Raw genomic sequence first — 7,801 nt, 5'->3', positions numbered from 1 at the left:
ACGAGCTGAACGACAGGGCGACCGAGCCGAGCGCGGGCACCCAGACGAACAGGAGGTGCACCAGGGACGGGACGCCGAGCACCGGGTCGCGTCGGCCGCCGGGGGTCGGAAACCCCGCGACCGAGGCGACGTCACGGATCCCGGTGTCAGGAGATGGAGAAGACCGACGCCCACTTCTGGCTGGTCGAGCCGGCGGACGCGGTGGTGGCGGTGACCGCCTGGCCCGCGGTCGCGTTGCCGTCCAGGGCGAAGCCGGTCGCCGGGTTGACCAGGGTGTAGGTGCCCACGGCGTTCTGGGTCACCTGCCAGCGCTGGTTGGGGGTGCCGAGGTAGAGCAGTTGCAGGGACGGCTGGCCGCCGGAGGTGGTCGGCGCGGTCAGGTACAGCGGGACCGGGCAGCTGTCGAAGATCCGCACGGTGCCGTCGCCGTTGGCGGTGAGCTTCCAGCGCTGCGAGGCCCGGGAGGTGTCCAGCGCGGCGAACTCGGCCACCGACGGGATGCTGCCGCTGCACGTCCCGCCGCGCTGGAGGGCGACGCCGCCGCCGTTGCTGAGCGCGTGGTAGGCGTTGTCGCCGACGATCGTGGGGCCGTAGTTGATGGCGTGCGCGTCCAGCGCGGTCAGCGCGGCGCCGGTGGTGGACAGCGGCGGCACGGCCGTCGGGCGGACGTTCTTGAACCAGTCGGCGAAGGTCGAGGGCATGTGCGAGGACAGGGTGGTGATGGTGCGGTCCCAGCTGCCGTCGACCTGGTTCCACAGCCGGAGCAGCGCGCCGTCCACGTTGCCCTGCACGTGGTCGCCGGTCTGCCAGCCCGGGCCGGCGGTGAACGCGGTGGACGAGCCGTCCGGGAACACGTAACGGTTGTCGCCCAGCAGGTAGGCCGCCACCGAGTCGGCGAAGCCCTCGGTCCAGGCGCACGTGGCGGAGGACGCCGTCGCGATGTAGTGCGGGTTGCAGTTGGTGACGGTCGGGAACGTGCCGTTGTAGAGGCGGTGCTGGAAGAAGTGACCCGCTTCGTGCAGCACGGTGTGCTCGGAGTCCGGGTCGGCGTCGGACAGGTAGACGTTGTTCGACAGGTCGTAGTACGGGCCGGCGGTGGACCCGACCTGCCAGCGCACCGTCAGCGTGGTGCAGGCCGAGGCGTTCGTCTCGGCGGTCGTCCAGCACTGGGTGGTCGGGTTGACCCGGCGCGTCCAGAGCAGGTTGACGGTGTCGAACGCGTGCCAGGCGCGGGTCGCGGTGGTCGGCTTGACGACGCCCAGGGAGACACTGGCCGACACGTTCGACTGCGTCGGCGTGTCGTACGTGTACACCGTGCCGCTGTTGTCGGTGACCCGCCACACCTGGTTGCTGCGGGTCGCGAAGCGGACGAAGAGGTGGTCCATCGCGGTGGTGGTGACCGGGGTGTGGCAGAGGGTGAACGAGCCGTCGGCGGCGCCGGTCAGCTGGGTGTCGGTGTTCAGCTTGTGGTCGGTGTCGGTCGACTTCTCACGACCCCACAGCTCGACCGAGGCGTTGCGCGCGGCCCTGGTCCGGGTCGGCTTGGCGGTGCCCTCCTCGGCCGACTGGTAGTCGAACTGGAGGTTGCCGCTCAGGCAGATCGGCTGGGCGGCGGAGGCGGTGCCCGCGGCGAGCGGCAGGACGACGCCGGCGGCGAGCACCACCGGGGCCAGCAGGCGGAGCAGGGCGGTGGAGCGGGATGACATGGACGTCCTTCCGGAGGAGCGCGCGGGTTCGCCGACGGCAGACCCGGCGCGGAGTGGTGGAGGACACGGGTGTTCGACTCGACCTCCGGCGCACCGCCGGGTGAGGAGCCGCGTGCACGTGGTCGATCACCGGGTTGGCCGTCACACCGCCCCTGAGGGCCGCGAGGTCGTCAACGCCGGTCGTGACGAACACACGGCTCATCCCCTTGCGTGTCAAGGGTGTTACGCCTGCCGGCTCCCCCGGGCGCAGGACCACCCGCTTGGCCGCGGGCGACCGCGTCGGCCGCGCGTCAACGGCCGGGGAACCACTCCGCCACCGGGGTGAGTGGCACCGGCTCCGGTCGCCGCACCGCGGTCGTCAGCTCGATCCTCCGGCCCTCCTCGGCGGAGCGGAGGACGGCGGTCATCGTCTCCAGCACGTGCAGCGCCAGGTCGCCGCCGGCACGCGGGGGCCGCCCGTCGGCCGCGACGAGGTCCAGCAGGCCGATGCCCCGGCCGGCTCCGACGTACCCGGCGCTCGGCGGCAGGGTCCGCCACTCGCTGCCGCCCAGCGGGAAGAGGCGGGTGTCGCCGTCGAAGTGGTTCGGGTCCGGGACGGCGAGGGTGCCGTCCTCGCCGTGCACCTCGATCGGCACGGCCGTCGTCGTGACGCCGTCGAAGCTGGTGGTGAGGGTGGACAGCGCGCCGTTGACGTGTTCGAGGACGCCGGAGACGTGGCTGTGCACCTCGACGGGGATCCGTTGGCCGATCCGGGGTCCGGACCCGATCACGCGCTCGTCGCGCAACCGGCTCGCCGCGCCGATCACCGCGCGCACCGGGCCGAGCAGGTGGACCAGCGCGCTGATGTAGTACGGCCCCATGTCGAGCAGCGGGCCGCCGCCCGCGGTGTAGTAGAAGTCCGGGTTGGGGTGCCAGCGCTCGTGCCCCGGCGTGACCATGACGGCCGACGCGGACAGCGGACGCCCGATCAGGCCGCCGTCGATCGCCGCGCGGGCGGTCTGCGTGCCCGTGCCGAGGACGGTGTCGGGCGCGCACCCGACCCGCACGCCCGCGGCGGCAGCCCGGTCGACGATCTCGCGGCCGTCCGCGAACTCCACGGCGAGCGGCTTCTCGGCGAAGACGCCCTTGCCGGCGGCGATCGCCCGCAGCGCGATCGGCGCGTGCGCGGCGGGGGTGGTGAGGTTGAGGACGGTGTCCACGTCCGGACCGTCGAGCAGCTCCTCCACGCCCACCGCCGCGACACCCGGGAACTGGGCCGCGACCGCGGCGGACCGGGTGGCGTCGAGGTCCGCGACCGCGGTGACGCGCACGGCGGGGTGCTCGCCCAGCGTGCCGAGGTACGCGCGGGAGATGACGCCGAGACCTACGATCCCGACGCGGTGCGGGTCGCCCACAGCATTCCCCTCTCGATGACGGTGCGCACGGCGGGGTGCCGCAACACGTCGAGGCTGTGCCCCGGGGTGGTCACCACGATCCGCCCGGCCCCCCACTGCCGCGTCCAGATCGCCGGGCAGGTCACGGGCCGCTGCCACGGGTGCCACGCCGGGGCCGGGTGGGTCGTGGTGGCCAGCACGTCGTTCAGGTCGTCGTGCAGCACCCAGTACTGCTCGGTGACCAGTTCGAAGTCCTCGACGCCCGCGGTGATCGGGTGTTCCCGGCCGAGCGGGGTGATGGTCACCGCGTGCGGCAGGAAGTTGTCCTCCGGCCCGCCCCGGCGTTCGGCCGGCTCCTTGCCGGGGTGCGTCGCGAACTGGCCGCCGACCAGGTGCAGGTAGTCCGACGAGGCGCGGAACGAGTCCGCGATGCCGCCGTGCCAGCCGGTGAACCCGGTGCCCGCCTCGACCGCCGCGCGCAGGCCCGCCACCTGTTCGGCGGTGATCTCCGACATCGTCACGCACTGCACGACCAGGTCGGTGGCGGCCATCTCGTCGGCGTCGGCGTACACGTCGGGTGAGCCGTGGACCCGCACGACGTAGCCGCGGTCCCGCAGGAACGGGATGAACAGGTCGGTGGCCTCGACGGGGCGGTGCCCCTCCCAGCCACCGCGGACCACCAACGCCTTCGGCTGTCGCACGCCCACCCCCACGGTCCCCAGCGCGTACCCGACTTGATCATATCCGCTGCCGCGGTGCCGGCGGGAGTGCTCGGCGAGTGGGTGGTGATGCCCAAATCGCCTGCACCCGACGACGGCGGTGTGGTCCCCTGTGATCGGGTCGGGGGACACCGTGGTGGGGGTTGGGATGAGCGAAGACGGATCGAAGGCACAGCCGCCGGTGGAGCAGGGGGCGGCAGCGGAGCAGGAAGCGCCGAAAACCGGGACGCCGGCCCCGGAAACGGCAACCGGCGACACGACAGCCGCAGGGGCGGCAACTGCGGACACGACAGCCGCGGACACGACAGCCGCAGAGGCGGCAACCGCCGAGGTGGCAACTGTCGAACGCCCGGCGGATCCCACGCCGGCCGTGCCGAGAGCGCCGCAGGGCACCGAGCCGACTGCAGCCGACGCGCCGGCCGCCGGACCGGTGAGCGATCCCTCCGCCGGGCACCCGGCGGCGAGCCCGTGGGCGCGGCCGGCCGGACCGGAGGCGCAGGCCGAGTGGGTGGACCCGACGCCGACCGACCCCATCCTGCGGATCCCTCCGACGCCGCCCCAGCCGAAGTCCACCGCGGCCGCCGTCCTGCTGAACCTGACCGGCAGCGGCGCGGGCTACTTCTACCTGAACCGACGCGGGCAGGCGTGGACGGCGGCCGTCCTCGCGGTCGTGCTCGTCGCCGTCGCGTTCGCCACCGACGCGGCGGCGAACCCGTGGTTGTGGCGGGTCCTGGCGGCGTGCTGGCTCGCGCTGCTCGTCCTCGACGCGTGGCGGATCGCGGCGAAGCACCCGCCGGTCACCACCCGCCGGCCCGTGGTGGTCGGCATCGTCGCGGTGGTCGCCCTGGTGGTCGCATACCTCGGGTACGGACTGCTGGGTCGCGCCGCGTACGACGACGGGGTCGCCGCGCAGGGCCGCGGTGACTGCGCGACGGCGACCGGCCGGTTCAACGCCGTGACCGGGCCCTACGAGCTGACGCTCAGCTCGGACGTCGCCGCGGCGGACCGCGGCCTGGTTGAGTGCGCCGACTTCACCGGCGCGGCCGGCTCCGACGGCGAGACCGCCGTCGAGCGCTACGTCCGGTTCCGCCGCGACCACCCGGACAGCCCGTTGGGCCCGATCGTGCACGACCGGCTCATCGAGACCTACACGACCTGGGCCCGCGGCCTGCGCGACGAGGGCCGGCTCGCCGATGCGATCAAGGTCTACCGCGACCTGCTCGCCGAGGACGAGTCGTTCGCCCCGGAGGTCGCCGACGCCTACCTGCGGCTGGCGAAGGCGTTCACCGCGGAAACCCCCGTCGGCGTCAACGGGGCGACCACCGCGCTGGAGGCGATCGCCGACGACTTCGGCGGCACGCCGAGCGCCGAGGAGGTGCCCGCGGCGTTCGACGCGCTCTACGCGGCGGCCACCGCGCCGCTCGCCGCCGGCAAGCCGTGCCAGGTGGTGGACGTCCTCGCGTTCTTCGCGGGCCGGACCAGCGACGTCGCCGCGAAGGTGGCCGGCGATGCGAAGAACCGGTACCCGCGCGCCATGCTCGACTGCGGGCTGAACCAGTTGCGCGACGGCGACGGGTCGGCCGCGGTCGCCACGCTGGACCGGTTCGTCAGGACGTTCCCCGGTCACGGCGACCTGCCGCAGGCCCAGTCGGCGCAGCTCGCCGCCCAGGTGGCCGTCGGCACCGGCGCGCGGGTGCCGGTGCCCGCGCCCCTCGGCGCGGGCGGCCCGATCACGATCACCTTCTACAACACCGTGAACAGCTCGATCACCATCAAGCTGGCGGGTTCCACCGCGCACCAGTTCACCCTGCCGCCGTGCGCGAACTGCCCGGAGTCCTACGCGCCCGGCGCCGGTGAGGCCGCCTGCGACTCGCCCGTCGGGCGGCCGCTGTTCGCCGTCGGCCTGGGCGAGGGCACCCACCACGTGCTCGCCGAGTTCGAGGACAGCGGCAAGCTGGTCCAGCAGTTCGACGCGAGCCCCGGCGGGTTCGACCTGTACTGCCTGTACGTGGAACGCGAACGCTGACCCGCGCGCGGCCGGACCCGGCACCCGGTCCGGCCGCACACCTCCGCGCACGCGCCAGGGGTTGCAGCGTGCGTTCGACCGTCGGAGGGACCGCCTACCGCGGTTCGACCGGACGATCACCCGGTCGGCTCCGGGGGCCGCGTTCTTCGAGCGGTCACGGTGGCGGGCCGCGCCGTCAGGCGTTTCGACGGCGAGTGCGGCGCGATGGTCCGCCGGGGTGTCCGAGCCGGATCTCCTGGTGGACTTCCGCGTGCGCGCCCTCACCCGTCTGCACGACACCGCCGCCCGACTGGTTGATCGTGATGGTGCTCGTGCCCCCGGTCCTCGGCCGTGCAGCGGTGTCCGGGGCGGGCGTGTGCCCGGTGTTCGCCGGGGCGGGTGCCATGCGGTGCAACAGGGTCAGGGCGAGGCCGGTCACGGCGACGAACAGGGCGGCGACGCTGGCGAGGCGGTCCGCCGTGTCCAGGTCGACCAGCACGCACACCAGCACACCTGCGGCGAGCACGACGGCCGCTGTCACCACCACCACGGCACGCTTGCGGCGGTAACGGGTTTCGTTCACCAAGGTCCTCCGGGTTCGTCGTCGATGTCGGGTTCGCGGACTTCCCAGCGCGGGGCCCGGGCCGGCCACTCCGGTTCCGGTCTGGCGACTTCGTCGGTGTCCGGACGGGCGGGCCCGTGCCGGGTCCGGTCCGCGACCCGGTCGTTCCAGCCGTGGGCGGACTCCTCGACGGCCGTCGCCGGATCGCGGGTGGGGTCGGAGGGGTGCGGGACCGGGTCGAGCGCGGGCGTCGGCGGCAGGTCGACGACGTCGGTCACCTCGGGCAGGTCGAGCTGCCGCCGGACGGTGTTCAGGTCGCGCAGCAGGTCGCCGGTCGCGGCGTCGGGGCGGTCGACCACCGCGGTGCGGGTGACGCGGTTGTCGTGGCCGATCATCACCACCGAGGCGTTCTCCGCGCGGGCCAGGCCGAACCACGCCAGCAGGTCGGTGGCGGGAACGGCGTCGAGGTCCGGGGTGTGGCGCAGGCCGGTCTCGTCGTCCACGCCCCGTGTCGCGGTCACGAGGGCGCGCAGGAACCCGGCGGTGCGCTCACCGGGCGAGGGCTCCGCCAGGGCGTGGGCCAGGGCCACGCACAGGTCCGCGTCCCCGACGAGCAACTCCGCCAGGGGGAACACGGTTTCCTCCGCGACGTAGCGCAGGTTCAGGTCGAGCGTGCTGCGGTCGCCGGTCTGCACGAGCGTCGGGTCGTCGATGGTGATCCCGGGTTCGGCGACGACCCGCCGGGTGACCACCTCGGGCGGCCCGGCGTCCACCCGCGCGACCAGTCGTGCCGCGGCCTCCTGCACCGCGGCGAGCGCGGCGGCGTCGCCGGGGTCGGCCACCAGGTCGGACAACGCCTGCCGACCGCGGTTGGACAGCTCGCGCAACTGGTCCATCCGCACGCCGGCGGAGGCGATGTGGTAGTGGTCGACCGCCTCCAGGCGGCAGTGGTCGGCGGCGACGGCCGCGGTCGGCGTGACCAGGTGCACCGTTCGGGCGGGGAAGAACCGCCCGAAACCCGTCACCCGAACCGGAGCCCGGGCGTGGCCGGCGACGCTCAGCACCGCGCCGCGGCCCACGTTCACCAGCACCACTCCGGTGGTTTGGGTCGGTTCGCCCGACGGCGTGGTCGCCGCCACACCGAGCAGGTGGGCCGGCAACCGCCACGACTCCCGGCCGGGCGCGCCGGTCGGGGCGGAACCCGTGAAGGGCTCCACCGGTCGGCGACGACGGTCCCGCAGCGGACCCGAACCGGTCGCCGGCGTATCCGCACGTGGTCGGGGAACCGGACCGGTGCGCGGTCCCGGCATCCGCAGGGCCGGTTCGAGCCCTGCCTCGGGCGCTGTCCCCTCGTCCTGCGACTCGTCCTCGGACGACGACACGACATCCCCCTCCACCCCGGGAGCGGGGCAGTGCGCGGTGACTCGGCAAGACCG

The 7,801-nt window shown here is 73.9% G+C and carries 6 protein-coding genes; 1 reads left to right on the top strand and 5 read right to left on the bottom strand.

Features of this window, described 5'->3' with window-relative positions; genetic code table 11:
- Positions 1–146: 146 nt before the first annotated feature.
- From ACWEFJ_RS16410 to ACWEFJ_RS16400, 3 genes are all read right to left on the bottom strand, one after another.
- Complete coding sequence (locus tag ACWEFJ_RS16410) at positions 147–1,706, bottom strand: RICIN domain-containing protein (protein WP_449714208.1); 1,560 nt, start codon at positions 1,704–1,706, stop codon at positions 147–149.
- A 290-nt stretch (positions 1,707–1,996) separates the two neighbouring features.
- Positions 1,997–3,100: a Gfo/Idh/MocA family protein gene (locus ACWEFJ_RS16405; RefSeq protein ID WP_449714207.1), complete on the bottom strand. Its 1,104-nt coding sequence runs from the start codon at positions 3,098–3,100 to the stop codon at positions 1,997–1,999.
- On the bottom strand, positions 3,070–3,780 hold the full coding sequence (locus ACWEFJ_RS16400; RefSeq protein ID WP_449714206.1) for a ThuA domain-containing protein: 711 nt from the start codon (positions 3,778–3,780) through the stop codon (positions 3,070–3,072). The genes ACWEFJ_RS16405 and ACWEFJ_RS16400 overlap by 31 nt, the downstream gene beginning before the upstream one ends.
- A 448-nt stretch (positions 3,781–4,228) precedes the next feature.
- On the opposite strand from ACWEFJ_RS16400, the gene ACWEFJ_RS16395 reads away from it, so the two are divergent.
- A complete protein-coding gene (locus ACWEFJ_RS16395; protein WP_449714205.1) occupies positions 4,229–5,824 on the top strand; it encodes a hypothetical protein in 1,596 nt (531 codons plus the stop codon).
- 175 nt (positions 5,825–5,999) lie between these two features.
- On the opposite strand, the gene ACWEFJ_RS16390 is transcribed toward ACWEFJ_RS16395, so the two are convergent.
- Both ACWEFJ_RS16390 and ACWEFJ_RS16385 read right to left on the bottom strand, forming a co-directional pair.
- The gene (locus ACWEFJ_RS16390; protein WP_449714204.1) at positions 6,000–6,386 is read right to left on the bottom strand and encodes a hypothetical protein; all 387 of its coding nucleotides are present in this window, start codon (positions 6,384–6,386) and stop codon (positions 6,000–6,002) included.
- A complete protein-coding gene (locus tag ACWEFJ_RS16385; protein WP_449714203.1) occupies positions 6,383–7,582 on the bottom strand; it encodes a hypothetical protein in 1,200 nt (399 codons plus the stop codon). The genes ACWEFJ_RS16390 and ACWEFJ_RS16385 overlap by 4 nt, the downstream gene beginning before the upstream one ends.
- Positions 7,583–7,801 lie beyond the last annotated feature (219 nt).

The sequence above is a fragment of the Actinosynnema sp. NPDC004786 genome (assembly GCF_053601135.1).
Note: the sequence above shows the minus strand (reverse complement) of the source record. Positions and strands in the feature narration are given on the sequence as shown.